The organism is Streptococcus sp. HMSC068F04, assembly GCF_001837455.1.
GTDB lineage: Bacteria > Bacillota > Bacilli > Lactobacillales > Streptococcaceae > Streptococcus > Streptococcus salivarius_D.
Map to the genome: position 1 here is coordinate 1 of NZ_KV832491.1, position 20,771 is coordinate 20,771.

Genomic DNA, 20,771 nt, shown 5'->3' on the forward strand with positions numbered 1-20,771 from the left:
TTATGAGTTTTTATTGTGCACTTATATTGTTTATCCAAGATCTTAATTACAAAAATAAACCAATAGGCAATGATATGGGGTCAGAAAAATTTTTCCTTTTCTGATGTTCAGTATTAACTCTTACAACATACTTAGACAATGGGGAAAATCAAAACACTCAGATTGTTATTTATTTGTAAAAATTTCACTTTAACCATTTGCTATATTTCTTTCATTGACATTTAGCCCATAAATTTGAAAATCATGATAGGATCCATTATAGAACTCGAATTGGGAAATTTCTCTTTCCTTTTTAAAACCTAAACTTATTGGTATAAACTTACTTTTAACATTATCAACATCTATATAAATCAATAGCTTATCAATTTTAAATTTGGATGGAATGATTTTTATTAATTCTTTTAATCCCTGCTTTACAAAACCTTGATTTTCATATTTTTCTGATATCCAATATCCAATTTCGGCTTGATATTTTTGTAAATCAATATTATGTATATCTATCATCCCTACTGGTTTTTGATTGATGCAAATTGTTAACATAAATAACTCATTGCGCTCCATTTTTTCTCGTGCATACTTTATAAACGCTTTTTCATTTTTAACACTTTTCATTTCATCCACCCAAGGAAGCCACATAGCAAGACGTTCTCGTTCAGTAGAAACAATCTCATATAACCCTTCACTATGGCTATCGGATATATATAAAAGTTGGCATCGTTTCCCACGTGATTTAAACTCTATGAATAGTTTCGAGTCCAAGTCGGTAGAATCCATTTCATACTCCTTGTTATAAATGATAATATTCTTTAACTCTTTATTTACGAAATCATTATATAACTTTTTTACTACTTTTCAAATGAATAAAATTTTGTCTATCTTTTTGAGGACAGTACATATTACAACAACAAACGAATTAAGGTAAAACTAAAAGGACCTAGTCCTATATAGTAGAGAACTAAATCCTTCACTTAAATTATTTGTCTAACTTTCTAGTATCAGTTCAAGTTTACACCACTCGACTCTTCACATAGTCAAAATAGCATAGATAGATGTTTGCTTACTTAGTGAAATCCAATACTTTACGTCCTTGAATTTCACCTTTTTCCATTTGATCAAAGACTTCTACTGCTGTATCAACAGGAACAGTTGCAACAACCGGTACTACCAATCCTTGTGCACCGAAGTCGAAGGCTTCTTCTAAGTCTTTACGTGTACCTACAAGAGATCCAACAACACGGATACCATCTAGAACTGTTTTGACAATTGAGAGCTCCATATATTCAGATGGGAGACCAACCGCAACGACTGTTCCACCAGCACGTACACTATCGATAGCCTGGTTGAAAGCAACCTTAGAAACCGCTGTTACAACAGCACTGTGTGTACTACCAGTTTTTCTTGGATATAGCCTGCTACATCTTCAACTTCTTTACCGTTCACCACTAAATCAGCACCAGATTCCTTAGCCAAAGCAAGTTTATCTTGGTTGATATCAACAGCCACTACTCAAGCATTGAAAACTTTCTTAGCATATTGAATAGCCAAGTTACCTAGTCCTCCAGCACCATAAATAGCTACCCATTGACCTGGTTCAACTTTAGCTTTTTTAATAGTCTTATATGTTGTCACTCCCGCACAAGTAATAGATGAAGCTTGAGCTGGATTAAGTCCTTATGGAACTTTCACAGCATAGTCAGCAGTAACCAAAGCATAGTCACTCATACCACCATCAACACTATAACCAGCATTTTCACAGAACGACAGAGTGTTTCAACGACCAGTTGTACAATATTCACAATGACCACATCCTTCGAGAACCAAGCGATTGATAGGCGGTCACCTTTTTTAAGTGTCTCAACACCTTCACCAACTTCTTCGACAATACCAATACCTTCTCGTGGCCTAGTATACGACCTGGTTACTTGACTAAAGTCTCCATGAGCTACGTGAAGGTCAGTATGGCAAACGCCACAGTATTCAACTTTAACCAAAGCTTGACTATGACCAACTACTGCTGGTTTTTCATGATCAACAACTTCAACACCTGTACTTGCTTGATTAACAACAACTGCTCTCATCTTAATTACCTCCATATGATAACTTTTAACACCTTCATTATAGCACTTACAAAGACAATGTTAACGCTTACATAAAGCTTTTCTTAGCTTGCGAAAACTTTCTTGAAAACTCTCTATACAAGTGGAATTGTTACTATTTCTGCTGCTGATATTGCTTTGTTTCAATCATTTCCAAGATACCTATACTGTCTCACAAGCGTCCTGGAATCAACTAGGCTGACTTCAAAATGGAAATAATGATTGCGTCCATCTCTGGCATTCTCTTTATTTAATAAAAAATAATTCTTTTGACTGATAGCTAGCTCCCTCATAATATCATCCGTCAAAAAGGTTAAGGGAATATCCATGGCAGAATAGCGATAAAAGTCTTCTTCAAATTTTAAATAGCTATCAGAAAAATAATCAATTTGAAATTTATCATCATAAATTTTTCTCTTCCTCATCTATGTTTTCAACCCCCAAACTAATTTCTAATATATCCTTTGTTCGAATACATTTATGTCGCTTGCAAGATTTTATGGTAACTTGATTAAAATCCAAGTCGACCACATAGCCACTACATCTACAGCGCCTACCTTGATCCTTTATCTGGAAATTTCCCAATAATTGACCTGAATAAAGCTGGTTTAATAAAGTAAACTTCTCTAAATCATCCAAATGACTCCTAAAATTTTCTTTAGTCTTATCTTCATGTAGGGAACTTGTATGTTCTGATAAGAAAAAGCCCATCCACTTCATCATTCCCCTATCTTGATGTTCCCTAGCTGATTGAAAGGGAAGGTAACTACGGTCTATCATTTTAAGCCATCTAATCCTCCAGCAGAGTGTCCACCAATAAGCTTACTTCGAGCAAGACTTCTAGATGCCTCCTGTAAAGCAGTTGCTTTTTGAATTGTCGTAAAGCCAAATTCCTGTCGAATACTATCTATAGCTGCCTGAAGTCTTTCTTCTTTATCAATGTCATCTGGATTATCAAATAAAGAAATAATTTGAAGCCTTTCATCTACAAAATTTGCATAAGAGACACTGACACTTCGAACAGCCCCTCCTTGATATTTCTTCCTAAAGAGTTCAATGACATGGCTTATTAGTACTCTTGTATTATTAGCAGGTTCAATCTTCATCTGTGCTTGTAGCGAACGCTTGCCCTCTAACTTTGAAAACCCAATACTAATGGAAACTTGACAAGCTTTCTTATGGGCTCGTCTTAACCTAATAGCTACCTGTTCTGCCATCTCTCTTAGAATCAATTCAATATCAGCTTGACGCTCATAGTCTCGTGGCAAGATTTGGGAATTTCCTAAGCCATGTGACTTTGGTTTATAAGGTTTATGAATATTACTCTCATCAATACCGTTGGCATGAAAAAAGAGGTCTAAGCCCACAATACCTAACTCCTTTTTAAGAGTATCAGGATTGCTATTAGCAAGTTCTCGAATAGAGAAAATCCCCAACTTGTTTAAACGCTTCTCCATCCGCTTTCCAATCCCCCAGAAATCGGTCATATGGGGAATATTCCAAACCTTAGTCTCAACATCTTCATAGGACCAGTTGGCTCTCATAGTAGCCGTATGTTTGGCCTCATTATCAAGAGCTAACTTGGCCAATAAGGGATTGCTGTTAGACATCCCAACTGTCGAGTAAATACCTGTCTCCCTCCAAATATCTCTTTGAATACGCCCTGAAATCATATCTAACTTATCTTTTCTTGTAACTGTTCTATCGGGAATAAAGTAATTCAGTGACGACGTGAGATCAATGAAACCCTCATCAATGGAATAAGGAAGAATATCTTCAACACTGGCATAATTCTGGAAAATGTGTTGAATCTGGATATTCTTTTTTATATAGAGATCCATTCTAGGAGGAACGATAAAGGTAACCTTAGCCCAAGATTCGATGTAATCTACAAAATCTCTATCCGTTGGAAGTCCCTGCTTTTTGGCATTATAATAGTGAAACTTACGAGAATGAATGTCAAAAGGTAAGTCATAAGAACGACTAACATTTGACTTGCCAAAAACCTTCTTAAATATGGGCGAGGAGGCTAGTATCAAGCCATTAGCATTTTCAGCCCTACTCATCACACATAGAGAAGTCTTAAGAGGGTGTAACCCACGTTCAACACACTCTACACTCGCATAGAAAGATTTCATATCTACAAAAGCAATATCACTTTGCGGTTCTCTTGAATAATCAAAATATCCCATGCTCACCCTTTCGTTAGTTTATAAACTAACATTAGTATAAAATATAACTTGTTTTATTTCAAGTATTTTCCACAAAAAAATAACAACATCCCTTCTAGAATGTTGTTATCCTTCTATTTTTTCCCTTTAACTTGGTCGGTGGCAACATCTTCACCAAACCATTTGTCAGAAATCTTTTGGAATTCTCCATTTTTATAAAGGGTTCTAAATCCTTGATTGATTTTTTTAATCAGTGTCTTATCTGCCTTACGAGCACCTACAGCAAAGCTTTCACCCTCATAACCAGCAGGCATGACATTATACTGATCCAGAACTCCTGATTTTTCTAAGTAGTAATTAGCATATACACGGTCAATCAATAGGCCGTCAATACGTCCACTATCAAGGTCAATCAAGGCCTGAGTAAAGGTCGAATATTGGACTGCTTTTTGGTTAGCGACGATATCCTTCAAAATCTTCGGAGAAGCATTGAAAGCATCATAACCGGAAGACCCTGCTTGGGCACCTAAGGTCTTACCTGCCATTCCTGCAACAGAATCAATTCCCGAAGACTTTTTGGTTACCAGTACTTGTTCATTGACCATATAAGGCTCTGTAAAGCCTGCAGACTGCTTACGCTCATCCGTGACCGAGTAACCATTCCAAATGAGATCAATTGTCCCATTCTTCAGTTCTGTTTCTTTCATATCCCAGTCAATAGCCTGCCATTCGACATCAATACCATACAATTTAAAAACTGCAGTGGCAAGATCAATATCAAAACCAACATAGCTACCATCCTTTTCCTCATACCCCATAGGAACAAAGGTCGCATCAAAACCAATTTTGATTTTCTTTTCTTTGGTATAGGTTTGCCACTGGTCTTTCTGAGTTGCAAAATGTGAACGCGAGCTACAAGCTGATAGCACAAACAAAGGCAAAATGACAAGACAGCCTAACAAAATCGTTTTTACTATTTTTTTCATGGAAAATCCTCACTATTTTGGATTGATAGTGACAATCTCATCGGCGATGTGCTGTGCAAACTGCATATCGTGAGTGATAACGATTTGTGTAATCCCAGTCTCACGATTCTGCAAAATCAATTTCTCTACTTCTTGACGTAACTCAGGGTCAAGAGCTGATGTTGGTTCATCATAACCGACAATTTTCGGATCAATCATCATAGCACGCGCAAATGCAACACGTTGTTTTTGTCCCCCAGAAAGAGAGTAAGGATAAGCATTTCCGTGAGCTCCCAGACCTAAACGGTCAAGTAGGGCTTGAGCTTTTTTCTGGGCATCTTCCTTAGACATTCCCATCGTCTTAATTGGCGAAAGCGTTAGGTTGTCTAAGACTGTCAAGTGTGGAAACAGTTGGAAATCTTGGAAGACAAAACCTAACAAGTTACGACTTTCCATCTGATCCAAAGGAATCTCTTCATTTTCATAAATAATTTGTCCTGAATCAATGCTTTCAAGTCCTGCTAGCATACGCAAGAGAGTCGTTTTACCACCACCGGATGGTCCGACAATAGCCAAGATTTTCCCTTCTTCGACAGTTAGGTTATAGTTATCAAAGATTTTGTGTTGACCAAATTGCTTGGAAATATTTTTTAATTCTAACATAAGGTCTCCTATTTATAATAGTTAAATTTCTTTTCGATGTGTTTCGAAGCCACAGTCACCACACCCACAAGGATAAGATAGATAGCTCCAGCCACAAACATCGGTGCTAGGGTCGCATCACGGTTCGCAGCGGTACGACTTTCCAAAAGAAGGTCTCCAACCCCAAGCACATAAACCAATGATGAATCCTTAACCAAGTTAATAATCTCGTTAAAAATACTTGGCAAGACAATCTTAACCACCTGAGGAAGGATAATGTAGCGGATAGTTTGGAAAGGACTAAGTTTAAGCATTTTTGCTGCTTCGTATTGCCCTTTCGGAATAGCCAAGATTCCACCACGGAAAATCTCTGCGAAATAAGCTGCATAATTAAGCGTAAAAGCAAGAATAGCAGCTGGCAGACGATCAAAGACAATCCCAACACTCGGAAGAACGTAATAAACGAAGATCAATTGTAAAAGGAGGGGTGTTCCACGCATAATCCAAACGTAAAGGGTGAGTAACCAATTTAAAGGTTTGAATTTAATCTGCATTAAGAAAGCAAGTACAATCCCTAATGGAATCGACAGTACGATAACAATGAAGAATACTTGAAGTGTGACTACCGCACCGTTCAAAAGGGCTGGTAATACTTCCAAAACGTATGACATATAAACTCCTATAATTATTTAGTATTGTTGAATATTATACCAAATTTTTAAAAAAAATGATATAAGATTTTGAAAATAGTAAAAAGGAGTGCGACTAGACCCATTTTTCAAAATGAGTTCATAGTCACACTCCTGAGAGACATAAATAGTCTGTCCTGAGAAACAAACAATACTTAAGTCTTGCATCTCTAAAGCTTATTTAGATTTTCTTAACAAATTCAGATTTAAGTTTCATAGCACCGAAACCATCAATCTTACAATCAATGTTGTGGTCACCTTCAACCAAACGAATATTTTTAACACGTGTGCCTTGTTTAATATCTTTTGGCGCACCTTTAACTTTCAAATCTTTGATAACTGTAACAGTGTCACCGTCAGCAAGACGTGTGCCATTGCTATCAAGAACCACAAGTCCTTCTTCTTCTGCAACTTCGTTTGGATCCCACTCATAGGCACATTCAGGACATACAAGCAAGATTCCATCTTCATAAACATACTCTGAGTTACATTTTGGACAATTTGGTAATGACATAATTCTCTCCTAAGATTGTGATATAAATACTATTCTACTTTAGATTTCCTAATTAAGCAAGGGTGAAAACGATAAAAACAAACAACATCCCTTACACTGTAAGAGATGTTGGTATTTTTATTCAACAGTAACTGATTTAGCCAAGTTACGTGGTTTATCGACGTCGAGTCCACGATGGAGTGTTGCAAAATAAGCAATCAATTGTGTTGGTACGACCATAGAAATTGGTGACAAGTAAGGGTGAACGTTATTAAGAACGATGTCATCACCTTCTTTAGCAACATTTTCCTCAGCAATAGTCAACACTTTAGCACCACGTGCTGCCACCTCTTGGATGTTACCACGAGTATGGCTAGCAAGAACAGCGTCAGACAAGAGCGCAATAACAGGTGTACCATCTTCGATCAAAGCAATCGTTCCGTGTTTCAACTCACCTGCTGCAAAACCTTCACATTGGATATATGAGATTTCTTTCAATTTAAGACTAGCTTCCATCGCAACGTAGTAATCTTGACCACGACCAATGTAGAAAGCATTACGTGTTTCTGCAAGAAGAGCTGCCACTTTCTCGTCAATGACTTCTTTTTCAGAGAGTGTTGATTCGATAGATTGTGCTACAAGTGACAATTCATGTACCAAGTCGAAAGCTTTAGCTTTTTCATTACCATTAGCCTCACCGACTGCTTTAGCCAAGAAGGCAAGAGCCGCAATCTGAGCAGTGTAAGCTTTAGTAGAAGCTACGGCAATTTCTGGGCCAGCATGAAGAAGCATTGTATGGTCAGCTTCACGAGAAAGAGTAGATCCCGGAACGTTTGTCACTGTCAAACTTGGAATCCCCAACTCGTTAGCTTTAACAAGAACCTGACGGCTATCTGCTGTTTCACCTGATTGGCTAATAAAGACAAAGAGAGGTTTCTTGCTAAGGAGTGGCATACCATAACCCCACTCAGAAGAAATACCAAGCTCAACTGGTGTATCTGTCAACTCTTCAAGCATCTTCTTAGAAGCAAAACCAGCATGATATGATGTTCCTGCCGCAAGAATATAGATACGATCAGCCTCTTGAACAGCCTTGATAATATCAGCATCGACAGTCACTTGCCCCTTATCATCTGTGTAGGCTTGGATAAGCTTACGCATCACTGTTGGTTGCTCATCGATTTCTTTGAGCATGTAGTAAGGGTATGTGCCTTTACCAATATCAGATAGGTCAAGTTCAGCTGTATAGCTATCACGTTCTTTTACATTGCCATCATAATCTTGAACTTCAACACTATCAGCTTTCACGATAACTAACTCTTGATCGTGAATTTCCATGTATTGATTAGTTTCGCGAATCATAGCCATGGCATCTGAGCAGACCATGTTATAGCCATCACCAAGACCAATCAAAAGTGGAGATTTGTTTTTTGCCACGTAAATTGTTGAGGCATCTTCAGAATCCATGAGGGCAAAGGCATATGATCCACGGATAATGTGAAGAGCTTTCTTGAATGCTTCAAGAGTTGACAAACCATCTTCTTCAACAAATTTTCCAATCAAGTGAACTGCAATTTCAGTATCGGTTTGACCTTTGAAATGGTGACCAGAAAGGTATTCTTCTTTAATTTCAAGATAGTTTTCAATAACACCATTGTGAACCAAAACGAAACGTTCTGTTTCTGAGCGGTGTGGGTGAGCATTGTCCTCTGTTGGTTTACCATGAGTTGCCCAACGAGTATGTCCAATACCGGCTGTACCTTCTACTCCTTCAGTTTTAGCAGCAAGTTCCGCAATACGGCCAACAGCCTTAACTAATTGACTAGATGCATCGCCAGCTACAAAGATACCAGCTGAATCATAACCACGGTATTCTAGCTTTTCAAGTCCTTGAGTCAAGATATCAGTTGCATTTGTGTTACCTACAACACCAACAATTCCACACATATTTTTAATAATAACCTCAAATCAAAGAGGTCATGTCTCCTTTATTTAAAATTGGTATAGTCAATAAGCTCTTTAAAAAGCTTGACGAGGACAGTATATTCCATATATTTGACATTGTCAAGTATAAAAATTGGTATAGTCCTAAAAAGACCTTTTACTCGCCTCTTATCCTAAGGAATAATCCTTAAAATATGCTATAATAAGGCTATGCGAATTCAACAATTACATTATATTATCAAAATCGTCGAAACCGGCTCAATGAATGAAGCCGCAAAACAACTTTTCATCACACAACCAAGTCTTTCAAATGCTGTTCGTGACTTGGAAAGAGAAATGGGAATTGATATCTTTATCCGTAACCCTAAAGGAATCACTTTAACCAAGGATGGCGTTGAATTTCTCTCTTATGCCCGTCAGGTAGTGGAACAAACGAATCTCTTGGAAGAACGTTACAAGAGTCACACAGAAACACGTGAATTGTTTAGTGTTTCCTCTCAACACTACGCTTTTGTTGTCAATGCTTTCGTCTCACTTCTCAAAAGAGCTGATATGACACGTTACGAACTCTTCTTACGTGAAACACGTACTTACGAAATTATTGAGGACGTTAAGAACTTCCGTTCAGAAATTGGTGTTCTCTTCCTTAACAGCTATAACCGAGATGTCTTGACTAAGATGTTTGACGACAACCGTCTCACATATACCAGTCTCTTCAAAGCTAGACCACATATCTTTGTCAGCAAGTCAAATCCCTTGGCTAAGCATGAAGTTGTTTCTTTAGAAGATTTAGAAGACTTCCCATACCTTAGTTACGACCAAGGGATTCATAATTCCTTCTACTATTCTGAAGAAATCCTCTCTCAGATTCCCCATAAAAAATCCATCGTGGTTTCAGACCGCGCGACACTCTTCAACCTATTAATTGGTTTGGATGGTTACACCATTGCTACAGGTATTTTAAATAGTAATTTGAATGGAGATAACATTGTCTCTATCCCGCTTGATATTGATGATGAAATTGATATTGTTTACTTGAAGCATGAAAAGGCAACCCTCTCTAAAATGGGAGAAAAATTCCTAGATAACCTCGTTAAAGAAGTCACTTTTGACAACTAATAGATGTTAGTCCCCAGCACAGAATGTTGGGGACTTTTTATCACCCAAACTGTCCAATTTAGTGCACAAAAAAAGAGCCTTTCGACTCTCATTGTTATTTATAATTTTTATAGCTTGCCCAAGCCTCATCTATAGATAAGGTCTCAGCATCTGTATATGAGCCCCTATAGCTGTTCCAAACAAGACCACTTGTTGAACCAGTTGCTTGGGTAACTGGAGCTTGATCATAGGCAGTCAAACCATAGTATGCAATAATGCTATTTAATTTAGAAGCGTAAAGACTGTCAGTTGCATAAGTTCCTGTCAATGCTTGAGTGGCATCTGCATAACTACTTGTATTTGATTTCCATGTGCCAGCATAAGTTGATGACGTCATCAAAGCAGCATAATCGGCTAAAGAATCGCTTAGACTTCCATAAGAACGGAAAGGTTCATCAATCTCATAAGTCTTCCCTGTACCATCGTCTTCCCATGTACGCATGGTCACAGAATTCCCATTATAAGTGCCTTTAATCCCGAAGAAGTTGTAATAAGGAGCTTGACTCAGACCTGACTGACCTGAATTTGATTCCAGAATGGCTTGAGCAATTAGAACAGAAGCATAGATATTGTAATCTTGACCAATCTGTCTAGCAGTCTCTCCGATATTATCAATAAAAGCCGTCGTAGTTTGATTGTAAGCAGCTTCAGCTTTAGCATTAACACTGTTATCATTTTTTCTATCTGTTGTAAAAGCTAGAACCAAAAAAAGTGAACACATAAAAGCTCCCACGGTAAAAATCATATACTTCTTTAAATGACGATACATACAACCCTTCCTTCATAAGATTTTTGATTATAATATTTTAATACTATTCTATCAGAAAAACTGACAAGTCGCAACTTTCAGACCTATTTTCCTTGATAAATAAAGCAAACATCACCTTTACATCATATTTATAATAAGCTATAATATAGTCAAATTTTAAGGAGATAGATGAATGAAAATAAAAGAATTCTTACCCGGATTAAGTATTGCAATACTTATATCTCTCCTAGCATGGTTCCTTGGAAACTTATTCCCTATTATTGGTGGGCCTGTCCTTGGTTTATTTATAGGTCTTCTGCTAGGAATTATTCTAAGAGATTCTCAGAAACTTAAAACAGGAATGCAATTCACTTCTAAAAAAGTATTACAATACGCTGTTGTTCTTCTTGGATTTGGACTAAATCTTTCCCAAGTCTTTAAGGTTGGCGTAACATCACTTCCCATTATTCTAGTGACTATTACTACGGCACTGCTTACTGCTTATGTCGTCCATCGCGTGTTCAAGCTAGATAGTGAAATTGCTACTTTAGTAGGTGTTGGTTCCTCTATTTGTGGGGGATCTGCTATCGCTGCAACCGCTCCTGTAATCAAGGCTAAAGATGAATCTATTGCAACAGCAATCTCTGTAATTTTCTTTTTTAACATCTTAGCGGCTTTACTCTTCCCTCACTTGGGATCCTGGTTGGGACTTAGTAATCAAGGCTTTGCCATATTTGCTGGAACAGCAGTCAACGATACTTCTTCTGTAACTGCTACAGCTAGTTCCTGGGATAGCTTACATGGAACATCCATTCTGGAGCAGGCGACAATTGTTAAGTTGACTCGAACACTTGCTATCATCCCTATAACTCTTGGGCTTTCTGTATGGCAGTCGCGAAAGAACAATACAAAGGAAGCATTCTCGCTAACCAAAGCAGTGCCTAACTTTATCCTTTGGTTCCTTTTGGCCTCACTGATTACAACTGTTTCAATGTCACTCGGTGTAACACCTGCCGTCTTTTCACCTTTAAAAGACCTTTCGAAATTTATGATTATTATGGCAATGACAGCTATTGGTTTCCAAACAAATCTCAAAAAACTAATCACTAAAGGAGGCTCAGCACTTCTAGTGGGAGGAGTCTGTTGGTTATTAATCAGTCTTGCTTCTCTTCTCATGCAAAAGGTATTAGGACTTTGGTAAAAGACATCTAAAAAACTCACAATCTTGCTAAGTTTGTGAGTTTTTATTATAGAATCATTTTTTATACTCAAAGACATAGGTTTGAATAACCTTGTCCCCATCGTTTGTTACTTTCAAATCAACTTGATAACTTTTAGTTTCACCGCTAATATCCTGAACCCTATAAACACCGTCTTTTTTTACTGATGTAGGTGCCTGTCCAGAATAATGTTTCACATCAATATGTGAAGAACCATCTAAAGACAAAGGCATAAGCCCGTTTAGAGAATAGAGTCCATAAAAAATAAGGCACAAAACACTAAGTGAACTAAGGCTCACCAAATAATATTTCAAAAAATCCCCTGATTTCAACCCCTGATTACTCACTTCTTCATTATTTTCCTTTAATTTAAGAATCTTTTTATTAGAGCGTTATCAAATTTATTCTACATATATTTGGAGATTTTGTCAAATTATTTGATGTTTATAATCTAAATTGTAAATCCATTACAAACTAAAAACCGTTAAGGACTAACGGCAATTTTTTATTTCTGAAATAACGTATTCAAGACGGCTATAGAGACCAAGTAATAAGTCGTAACTTCGATTTTCATTTTCTTTCAAAACAGTAAAAACTGTTGTACTATAGGTAAATTCAAAGAAGTCATCTAATTCCTTGAGCCAGTCATCAATAACCCCTAAATTTTGATCAATGATTGCAAACAAACTTGGTTGATACCAGATTGTACCTTCGATATAAAGGTTTTTGTCAGATAATTTAGATAGGGATACTTTCAAGTCAGCAAGCTCTCGTTTAGCAAGATTCGGTTCAATCTTTAAATCAAAAAGCAAGCGTGCATCATGATTTAGAATATCGAGTTCTGCTTGAAGCAGTTGAATATAATGTATCGCTACTAAATACTGGTTCATGGGTCTCTCCTGGTCATCTGAAAATCGTACTATTATTGTACCACTAAAGAATGAAAAAATGTAGTAATTATTTAATTTTTTACAGGATTTTTTTAGAAAAAATACCATGCTTTAAATTTCTGTTTAAAAATAATGACACTAGCAATTTTCTAAGAGTTTAAGAAATGAAAGATTTTTTAAAAAAAGAAAAACACTCACGAATGAGTGCAATTCTAGTATTAATGACTAACCATTTCTTGGGCAATTTCCAAACCACTAAGTTTTCCAGGATAGTAAGTTGGCCAATTATCCATCTCTTTTAGAATCTCATCTTGGCTACTATTACCAAAGAAAATATGGAAATGTGCTGAAGTTGTTGGATCTATTTGATGATCTGAAAATTGGACATATTGGTAAGGATTGTCAGCAGCTTGACTGTCAGTTGCTGTGAAGAGATAACGGACACCTTTTTTACCAGAAGCATAAGTCAAAATCTTATAACCATCATAACGATAAGTGTGTGTCACGCTACTTCCATCATTCTTTGTGAAAGTCATGGTCATCTTTTTACCATCAATAGCAATTTTAGAAACATCTGTTTGATAGCCCTTAGTGTAGTATTCTTTGTACTCTTGTGCGGTTTTATCCTTATTCAATAGAGATTTGTATTCAAATACTTGATCTAAAGTACCATCTTGGAGGTAAGGATAGACCGATTGCCACTCACCAGACCAATCAGAAAGTTCTCTATCTTTAACATCTTTATCATCAAAGTAACCATTTTGGACTGTTTTCTTATCATCACTTCCTGTTTCAGGTTGGATAGCTTTCCCTTCAACATCTGTTGTTAAACGAAGATTCTTTAGGTTCTCAGTCATAACACTGACATAATCTTCACCTTTTTTCAACTGTTCCTTAGTTAGTGATTCAATTGGATTTAAAACTGCTGTCTTAACTCCTACTTCATTAGCTAAGGTTTTGGCAACGCTACTTGAAGCATTTTCCTCAAAGTAGATATAGTTAATGTCATATTCTTTGACATACTTAGAAAGGCTAGCGATACGTTTTGCAGATGGATCAGATTCAGCTGAAACACCTGAAATTGGTACTTGTGTCAAACCGTAATCTAAAGCAAGGTAGGCAAAAGCTGAGTGCTGGGTAACAAAACTTTTCTGTTTCGCTTGACTTAAGGCTTCAGTATACTCCTTATCCAAAGTCTTTAATTTTTTAAGGTATTTCTCAGCATTGGTTGTAAAGACTGCTTTTTTATCTGGGTGTTGAGCAATCAAACCGTCCCTAATAGTTTCAACTAATTTTTGAGAACGTTTAGGTGAGAGCCAAACATGAGGATCATATTCGTGGTGATGCTCTTCTCCACCGTGATCATGATCTTCTTCCTCTATTCCAGGTAAGAGAACCATGCCTTGACTTGCCTTAATGATTTTTGTATTTTTAGTGTTGATAGACTTTTCAACTTTTGGAACCCAGGTTTCCATATTTTCATTTAGGTAGACGAAAGTATCTGCTTTTTCAATGTCAGCGACATTCTTAGTAGATGGTTGAAAATCGTGGGCTTCACTACCAGCGGGAATAAGATAAGACACCTCTCCCTCATCGCCAACAACCTGCTTTGTAAATTCATAAACAGGGTAAAAGCTGGTCACAACCTTCAAGTCGCTATTTCCTTTTGAACCGTGGTGACTAGTCGTATAATAAATACCTGCACCAGCAGCTAAAACAACTGCTGCTATTCCTGCTAGGCCAAAAATGCGTTTCTTTTTCATGATATTCCTTTCAAAATACTTAACCAGTTAATAGTTTACTGGTTAAGTATATCACACTTCATTTATTTTGCAAGTACTAAAATAAAAAAATTGAAATATTTCGATGAAAAAGAATTATTTGATATACTGGAAATATCATTTGGAAAGTAGGTTATACATGTTTCGTAAATTAACCCTATATCTTTTTTTATTGCTTGCATCCATTGGCCTGACTTATGATACACAATCATACACCTCAGGTGCCTTGTCTGGTTCAGCATACGGTATTATTGGACTATCAACACTAATTGCCTTATGTTATATCCTACCAGGAATATTTCTGGTTCGATACTTAGGTAAGAGATGGCAGGTGAAACCACTTGTTCTCATATTTGCTCTAATTGGTGGAGTCTTTATTACAGGATGGATAGCTGGTTATGCCAATACCATTTCTCACGACTGGGTGACTGCTCATCTTTCTTCAAAGAGTTTCTTCTACCGCTTTGAGGATGCCCTTATGGCCCCCCTAGTTGAAGAACCCCTCAAACTAGCTGCTTTTCTCTTTGCTATCTATATGGTGCCAACAAAAAGTTACAAGGGGCTCTTGCTTGTCGCTATTACGGCAGGTCTTGGCTTCCAGATTAGTGAAGATTTCTCCTATATCCTTTCAGATTTGCCTGATGGTTTTTCTTATACGATTTCAGGGATTCTTGGTCGAACTATTGGTGCTGTATCGTCTCACTGGCTTTACACGTCCTTCCTTGCTATGGGGCTAGTCCTTATATGGCGTTCACGTCAAAAACTCATTAATTCCAAGTACAGTCTTATTGGTATTCTTTATGCTTGCGGTGCTTTTGCGGCACACTTTGCCTGGAATTCACCTCTTCGAAATTTAGAAAGCGATTTGCCATGGGCATCAGGCCTTCTCATTTCAGTCAATCTTTTCTTTTTCATTACACTTTATCAGATTCTCTCGAAACTAGATGAAGAAAACAAGTAATGTTTAGAATACTAAAAAACCTTTCCAATTTTATGGAAAGGCTTTTTTGATGACTTTAATCACTCATAGAAAAACGATTGGTCATCAAATTACTTGCATCATCTAAGACTTTTGCCAATAGTTTATCTGTTTCTGACTGAATCTTATCACTAATTTTTTGATTTTCTGCTTCAAAATCAATACTTTCATCATTAGCCAAAGCGGTATCAACATGATTAATCATGGCATGGCCAAGAGCCATAGTTGTTTCTACATAGGCATCTAAATCAGCTTCATGCTGTTGGAAATGAGGATCACAGATAGCAGCAATCAAGCGATTACTCCAGTAGAAATTACCTGTATCTACTTTATCAGTTGTTTGACGGAAATAAGCAGGTGTTGTTCCGACCTGAGTCCAGAATGGCACCATTGTACCAAATGGCATTGATCCATAGGCTAACCACTGAATACCAGTTGTTTCTGATGGTTTGTTAGGACGCATTTGCAAGAGAGCTGTTTGACTAGTACGGTTAATACCGATTGGACGGAATTGGCGTTGACTTACCGCATCTCCTTGAGGTCCATAAGGGTCATAAGGTGTATCTTGGTAATGAAGACTCAAAACGTATTTAACATCTTCAACTGTAATTTTACGGTATGGTTTTTGGCACCATGGAATAAAGAATGATTTTGGATCATAGTCTTTTTCTGGGTTCAAAAATTTCTGCATAGCCCAGGCACGTGGTGTATTATAATGACGATCCTTATCTCGTTGGCTACCAAAAGCATAACGTGGATTAAAGTGTTCATTAGAATAAGTCAAATCTAGGTGATGTTTATTAATGAAGTTTCGAATGTCTGGTGAGGCAAGATAGTCGTCTGGATTTTCAAACTCATAGTGATCGATACCAAGTTGGTTTGGGTTAGTTACATAGGCATCGTCTGGAACACGTCTTGCAATCCAATGGTGACCACCAATTGTTTCCAACCACCAAATTTCTTCAGTGTCTGAAAAAGCAATCCCATTAGACTCGTAAGTTCCGTAAGTTTCAAGGAGTTGTCCCAAACGAAGGACACCTTCACGCGCCGTCTTGATATATGGCAAGACCAAAGTCAACATATCCTCTTCTCCAAAACCACCTTTAACAAGAGGATCAGCGCCGAGAACACGCGCATTGGTCGTGATTGTTTCTGTTGCACTCATAGCAACATTAGCTGAGTTAATACCAGCTTCACCCCAAATACCGTCTTTCCCAAGCGCATCTGGGACAGAGGTATAACGTAGAGGATTATCTGGCAAATCAATTGAAAAATTGCTAAGCACAGACTGGTAATGACGCGGTTGGTCTTCAGGGGTCACGACGAGAAATTCTTTGGGCGTAAAAACGCCTGATTGAGAATCCTCAGTACGTGCAATCATGGTAGAGCCGTCATATGAGGCTTTCTTACCTACTAAAATCGTTGTACAAGCCATAAAAGCTTCCTTTCTACTTACAAATCGTCCGCAATCTTATTGATTTTTCTGAGACGATGGTTAACACCACTCTTGGTCAGAGGAGGTTCTATACTATCTGCGATCTGCTGGATAGAGTAATCTGGGTTGGCAATACGGAGTTGGGCAATTTGGCGCAGCTCCACCGGTAAAATCTCCAAGCCAACCGTATCCATAATCTTGATAATATTATTAATTGTTTTCATGCTAGCACTAATCGTTCTAGCAATATTGGCTGTCTCCGCATTATTGGCACGATTCAGATCATTTCTGGTTTCTCGCATAATTTTGACCTCTTCGAAGACATCCTTAGAGTTCATTGCGCCAATAACAAGGAGGAAATCCATAATATCCTCAGCTTTTTGAAGATAGGTCACAAAACCATTTTTATGACTCAAAACCTTAGCATCGAGCATAAATTTTTTCATGAGAGAAGCTAAATCCTCTGCGTGGTCTTGGTAAACGGAAAAAATTTCTAATTGATAACGTCCCTTTTCAGGATCACGTACCGTTCCGGTTGCCAAAAAAGCGCCTCGTAAATAGGATCTTCCAGCTTCGTCATCTTCCATTACTGATGTTTCAATGCCTGTTTCAAAGCCAAAGAAAGAATCCGCCAATTGTAAATCGGACAAAATATCATTGACATGGTCAGCGACAAAAACCGTGTAAACACGATTTTTCTTGAGATTGGTCTTGTTGTGATGTCTCAATTCAGGATTACTCTGATAACGACTTTCCATTAATTGGTAGATATGTCGTGCAATCTTTGCATTTTCTGTTGAGATGGAAAGAGTCAAACCTTGATTGGTCAATCCAACTGAACCAGACATCTTAATCAATGCTGACAATTCAGCCTTGTCTTTGCTTGAAGCAGCAATTATCTCTTCCTTAACCTTAATCGTGAAACTCATGACTTGTTCCTCACTAGATGCATGAGCTCATCCACTACCAAGTCACCATGGTGGAAGGCACCACCATTTTCAAGTCGCAGAAAATTAGAAGACACAACTGTTTTTGCTTCACGACGTAAGCCCTCAAAATCATGCTCAACCTGAACAAGGTATTCATCAAATTTATTACTAGCCATGTATTCCTTAGGCACTTTCTTGATGTTAACTAAGACATTGTCAATCACATCAGAGCCAAGATGACGATTAAGAACAGCCACATGGTCGGCATCTGAGAATTGTTCAGTTTCTCCGTACTGAGTCATAATATTACAAATGTAAGTGACATCAGCCTTGGTCTCGATAAGAGCCTGACGAATCTCTGGTATAACTAGGTTGGGCAAAATCGATGTATAAAGAGATCCAGGACCTAAAACAATCATATCACTATTCATAATAGCATCAACAACCTTACGACTGGCCTTAGGCTCTTCATCATTATAGGTATTGGTCACATAAACGCGTTCAATCATGCCATCGTACTGGGCAATACTACTCTCACCTGCTACTTCATGGCCATCTTGAAAAACGGCATGAAGCGTCAAGGCTGTCTCACTAGCAGGATAAATTTTGCCTGTAACGTGGAAAAACTTCGTCAGAAGCTGCATGGCATTATAGGTAGAGCCCTGCATCTCTGAAATTCCAGCGATGATTAGGTTTCCGAGTGGATGACCAGCCAAAGCACCATCGGTTTTATCAAAACGATATTGAAAAACTCTTTCATAAAGTTTAGGCATATCACTCATAGCTACCAAAACATTACGCAAATCGCCTGGAGGTGTCAGTTGCATGATATCACGCAAATCTCCTGAAGAACCTCCATCATCAGCTACAGTTACCACAGCAGTGATATCAACATCCTTATAACGCAAACTACGAAGAATGACTGGGATACCAGTTCCCCCACCTATTACTGTAATTCTTGGTTTTCTCATGAACGATTCACTGTCTCCTTACGTCGATCCTTATCACGATGTGTTTCATTGACTGTCCAATCATTTTTTAAATCTTGGGCCAGACGATGTGCAAAAGCTACACTACGGTGCTGACCACCTGTACACCCAACAGCAATAGTGAGAACAGACTTACCTTCTTTTTTGTAGCCAGGCAAGATTGGTTTAATAAGCTGTGTCAAATGATTGTAAAACTCTTCTGATTCCTTATGGTTCATGACATAATCAAAAACCTCTTTATCCAAACCTGTGAGGTTACGAAGTGCAGGATCATAATAAGGATTTGGCAAGAAACGAACATCAAAAACCAAATCTGCATCCAATGGCAATCCATATTTAAAACCAAAACTCACAACTTCAATACGGAAAGAAGATTGGTCTTGTTCAGATGAGAACTGTTCAGAAATAGCCTTACGCAGCTGGCGTGGAGTTAATTCTGTCGTATCAACCACGTTCTGACTCAAACTCTTAAGCGGTGACAAAAGCTCACGCTCTAGCTTGATGCCATCCAAAACACGGCCATCTGCCGCCAGTGGGTGACTACGACGTGTCTCTTTATAACGAGAAACCAATTCACCATCCGTGGCATCCAAGAATAGAATCTTGAAATTAAGTTCCTCATTGCTTTCCAATTTATCCAGAATATCGTTGATCTCATCGAAGAACAAGCGACTGCGCATATCAATGACAAGAGCAATCTTATCTGTCTCTTCACTATGTTTTACCAATTCGATAACCTTAGGTACCAAAGAAGGTGGCATATTATCAATGGTGAAGTATCCAATATCCTCAAAGGATTGAATGGCCACAGTCTTACCTGCACCACTCATCCCTGTTACAACAACTAAATTAATTTTTTTCGTTCCCATGAGACTCCCTTTCTAGTCTTTCTTCTTTCAAGGCACGAATATCGTCTGACATCTTCTCAACTTGTTGGCTAACCCCCATAATCATTTCTGTCTGCAATTTTTGAATTGTCAGAAGATCTGATTGGTCTTGTTGAACCAAGTGGTCAATTTTTTCATGAAGAAGTCGAATTTCTTCCTTAGACTGGGTATTGACGTGATAGTCGTTACGCGCTTGTAAACGGTCGTAATCCGATGCTCGATTCTGACTCATCATAATCAATGGTGCCTGAACGGCCGCTAAAGTGGACAAGGCCAGATTCAACAGAATAAATGGATACTTATCAAAGGCAATCCCAAAAGGTTGAACAACATTAAGCCCCATCCAAATAGCCATAAAAGCAACGAATGACAAGATAAAAGTCCAAGATCCACCAAATCGGGCCACTTCATCCGCTACTTTTTGACCAAAAGTGATCCTACTATCCAATTGTTCTTGGATGTCTTGATCCTCGTACAATAAACTCTTGGTCACATCGTGAACGGTTTCCCGAACATGTTCGTTTTTCTCATTAGCATTAGCAATAACTTCATCAAGAAAAACTAACCTATAATCCAAAAGACTGATATTACTAATAAAATCATGTCCTCTTAAATCAGGGTAATCTTTTTTCAAAAGCACCTGCAAACGACTATTTAGACGTTCGAAATAGGAACCATCGGTTTCATCGAACCACTCTTTAGAGATATAATCCTGAACTCTCTTAACCTGCATATTTTCGCCTTCTTTCTAGGCT

Annotated in this window: 25 protein-coding genes and 1 pseudogene; 4 read left to right on the forward strand and 22 right to left on the reverse strand. The window is 37.8% G+C overall.

Going from position 1 to position 20,771, the window contains the following annotated elements; all coding sequences use genetic code 11:
* Positions 1-189: 189 nt before the first annotated feature.
* The gene (locus tag HMPREF2571_RS05530; RefSeq protein ID WP_014633056.1) at positions 190-774 is read right to left on the reverse strand and encodes a GNAT family N-acetyltransferase; all 585 of its coding nucleotides are present in this window, start codon (positions 772-774) and stop codon (positions 190-192) included.
* Between the two features lie 117 nt (positions 775-891).
* Here HMPREF2571_RS05530 and HMPREF2571_RS10980 point away from each other — a divergent pair.
* Positions 892-948 (forward strand): annotated as a pseudogene (locus tag HMPREF2571_RS10980) (IS3 family transposase); the annotation flags it as partial.
* A 109-nt stretch (positions 949-1,057) separates the two neighbouring features.
* Here the strand turns inward: HMPREF2571_RS10980 and HMPREF2571_RS10985 are convergent.
* The 12 genes from HMPREF2571_RS10985 to glmS all read right to left on the reverse strand — a co-directional run bounded on the left by HMPREF2571_RS10985 (position 1,058) and on the right by glmS (position 9,003).
* Entirely contained in the window at positions 1,058-1,333 is a 276-nt protein-coding gene (locus HMPREF2571_RS10985; RefSeq protein WP_371106574.1) for a zinc-dependent alcohol dehydrogenase family protein, read from the reverse strand.
* A gap of 32 nt (positions 1,334-1,365) precedes the next feature.
* Positions 1,366-1,503, reverse strand: coding sequence for a hypothetical protein (locus tag HMPREF2571_RS10990; RefSeq protein ID WP_371106573.1), 138 nt, complete (start codon positions 1,501-1,503; stop codon positions 1,366-1,368).
* A 3-nt stretch (positions 1,504-1,506) separates the two neighbouring features.
* Entirely contained in the window at positions 1,507-1,629 is a 123-nt protein-coding gene (locus tag HMPREF2571_RS10995) for a hypothetical protein (protein ID WP_013990500.1), read from the reverse strand.
* Between the two features lie 89 nt (positions 1,630-1,718).
* Positions 1,719-2,078, reverse strand: a complete 360-nt coding sequence (locus tag HMPREF2571_RS11000) for an alcohol dehydrogenase catalytic domain-containing protein (protein ID WP_013990499.1) — start codon at positions 2,076-2,078, stop codon at positions 1,719-1,721.
* A gap of 161 nt (positions 2,079-2,239) precedes the next feature.
* Complete coding sequence (locus HMPREF2571_RS05550) at positions 2,240-2,521, reverse strand: DUF5960 family protein (RefSeq protein ID WP_013990498.1); 282 nt, start codon at positions 2,519-2,521, stop codon at positions 2,240-2,242.
* Complete coding sequence (locus HMPREF2571_RS05555; protein WP_013990497.1) at positions 2,499-2,876, reverse strand: hypothetical protein; 378 nt, start codon at positions 2,874-2,876, stop codon at positions 2,499-2,501. The genes HMPREF2571_RS05550 and HMPREF2571_RS05555 overlap by 23 nt, the downstream gene beginning before the upstream one ends.
* Positions 2,873-4,288, reverse strand: coding sequence for a Y-family DNA polymerase (locus HMPREF2571_RS05560; protein WP_013990496.1), 1,416 nt, complete (start codon positions 4,286-4,288; stop codon positions 2,873-2,875). Before HMPREF2571_RS05560 ends, HMPREF2571_RS05555 begins: the two co-directional genes overlap by 4 nt.
* Positions 4,289-4,401: 113 nt before the next feature.
* Positions 4,402-5,253 carry an amino acid ABC transporter substrate-binding protein gene (locus HMPREF2571_RS05565; protein ID WP_013990495.1) on the reverse strand — a complete coding sequence of 284 codons (852 nt, stop codon included), beginning with the start codon at positions 5,251-5,253 and terminating at the stop codon, positions 4,402-4,404.
* Between the two features lie 12 nt (positions 5,254-5,265).
* Positions 5,266-5,895 (reverse strand): amino acid ABC transporter ATP-binding protein, encoded by a 630-nt coding sequence (locus HMPREF2571_RS05570; protein ID WP_013990494.1) that lies wholly within the window; start codon positions 5,893-5,895, stop codon positions 5,266-5,268.
* Positions 5,896-5,903: 8 nt separating this feature from the next.
* A complete protein-coding gene (locus HMPREF2571_RS05575; protein ID WP_002891087.1) occupies positions 5,904-6,545 on the reverse strand; it encodes an amino acid ABC transporter permease in 642 nt (213 codons plus the stop codon).
* Between the two features lie 199 nt (positions 6,546-6,744).
* Complete coding sequence (locus HMPREF2571_RS05580; protein ID WP_002891088.1) at positions 6,745-7,077, reverse strand: zinc ribbon domain-containing protein YjdM; 333 nt, start codon at positions 7,075-7,077, stop codon at positions 6,745-6,747.
* Positions 7,078-7,194: 117 nt separating this feature from the next.
* On the reverse strand, positions 7,195-9,003 hold the full coding sequence (glmS, locus tag HMPREF2571_RS05585; protein ID WP_013990493.1) for a glutamine--fructose-6-phosphate transaminase (isomerizing): 1,809 nt from the start codon (positions 9,001-9,003) through the stop codon (positions 7,195-7,197).
* Positions 9,004-9,210: 207 nt separating this feature from the next.
* On the opposite strand from glmS, the gene HMPREF2571_RS05590 reads away from it, so the two are divergent.
* Positions 9,211-10,119 carry a LysR family transcriptional regulator gene (locus HMPREF2571_RS05590; RefSeq protein WP_002891090.1) on the forward strand — a complete coding sequence of 303 codons (909 nt, stop codon included), beginning with the start codon at positions 9,211-9,213 and terminating at the stop codon, positions 10,117-10,119.
* A gap of 94 nt (positions 10,120-10,213) precedes the next feature.
* Here HMPREF2571_RS05590 and HMPREF2571_RS05595 read toward each other — a convergent pair whose 3' ends face one another.
* Complete coding sequence (locus tag HMPREF2571_RS05595; RefSeq protein ID WP_013990492.1) at positions 10,214-10,927, reverse strand: glycoside hydrolase family 73 protein; 714 nt, start codon at positions 10,925-10,927, stop codon at positions 10,214-10,216.
* 172 nt (positions 10,928-11,099) lie between these two features.
* Here HMPREF2571_RS05595 and HMPREF2571_RS05600 point away from each other — a divergent pair, with 172 nt between their 5' ends.
* A complete protein-coding gene (locus tag HMPREF2571_RS05600) occupies positions 11,100-12,107 on the forward strand; it encodes a YeiH family protein (RefSeq protein WP_013990491.1) in 1,008 nt (335 codons plus the stop codon).
* Between the two features lie 54 nt (positions 12,108-12,161).
* Here HMPREF2571_RS05600 and HMPREF2571_RS05605 read toward each other — a convergent pair whose 3' ends face one another.
* The 3 genes from HMPREF2571_RS05605 to HMPREF2571_RS05615 form a co-directional block, all read right to left on the reverse strand.
* On the reverse strand, positions 12,162-12,473 hold the full coding sequence (locus HMPREF2571_RS05605; RefSeq protein WP_013990490.1) for a hypothetical protein: 312 nt from the start codon (positions 12,471-12,473) through the stop codon (positions 12,162-12,164).
* Between the two features lie 144 nt (positions 12,474-12,617).
* Positions 12,618-13,016: a hypothetical protein gene (locus HMPREF2571_RS05610; protein ID WP_004182418.1), complete on the reverse strand. Its 399-nt coding sequence runs from the start codon at positions 13,014-13,016 to the stop codon at positions 12,618-12,620.
* A gap of 218 nt (positions 13,017-13,234) precedes the next feature.
* On the reverse strand, positions 13,235-14,779 hold the full coding sequence (locus HMPREF2571_RS05615; RefSeq protein ID WP_004182417.1) for a metal ABC transporter solute-binding protein, Zn/Mn family: 1,545 nt from the start codon (positions 14,777-14,779) through the stop codon (positions 13,235-13,237).
* Between the two features lie 157 nt (positions 14,780-14,936).
* Here HMPREF2571_RS05615 and HMPREF2571_RS05620 point away from each other — a divergent pair, with 157 nt between their 5' ends.
* The gene (locus HMPREF2571_RS05620) at positions 14,937-15,758 is read left to right on the forward strand and encodes a PrsW family glutamic-type intramembrane protease (RefSeq protein WP_013990488.1); all 822 of its coding nucleotides are present in this window, start codon (positions 14,937-14,939) and stop codon (positions 15,756-15,758) included.
* A gap of 55 nt (positions 15,759-15,813) precedes the next feature.
* On the opposite strand, the gene HMPREF2571_RS05625 is transcribed toward HMPREF2571_RS05620, so the two are convergent.
* The 5 genes from HMPREF2571_RS05625 to HMPREF2571_RS05645 are packed head-to-tail and all read right to left on the reverse strand — an operon-like array spanning position 15,814 to position 20,749.
* Complete coding sequence (locus HMPREF2571_RS05625) at positions 15,814-17,211, reverse strand: C69 family dipeptidase (RefSeq protein ID WP_013990487.1); 1,398 nt, start codon at positions 17,209-17,211, stop codon at positions 15,814-15,816.
* Between the two features lie 17 nt (positions 17,212-17,228).
* On the reverse strand, positions 17,229-18,140 hold the full coding sequence (gene whiA / locus HMPREF2571_RS05630) for a DNA-binding protein WhiA (protein ID WP_002891101.1): 912 nt from the start codon (positions 18,138-18,140) through the stop codon (positions 17,229-17,231).
* Complete coding sequence (locus HMPREF2571_RS05635) at positions 18,137-19,111, reverse strand: YvcK family protein (RefSeq protein ID WP_004182414.1); 975 nt, start codon at positions 19,109-19,111, stop codon at positions 18,137-18,139. The genes whiA and HMPREF2571_RS05635 overlap by 4 nt, the downstream gene beginning before the upstream one ends.
* A complete protein-coding gene (gene rapZ / locus HMPREF2571_RS05640; protein WP_013990486.1) occupies positions 19,108-19,998 on the reverse strand; it encodes an RNase adapter RapZ in 891 nt (296 codons plus the stop codon). Before rapZ ends, HMPREF2571_RS05635 begins: the two co-directional genes overlap by 4 nt.
* Entirely contained in the window at positions 19,979-20,749 is a 771-nt protein-coding gene (locus HMPREF2571_RS05645; protein WP_070847398.1) for a DUF1003 domain-containing protein, read from the reverse strand. The genes rapZ and HMPREF2571_RS05645 overlap by 20 nt, the downstream gene beginning before the upstream one ends.
* Positions 20,750-20,771 lie beyond the last annotated feature (22 nt).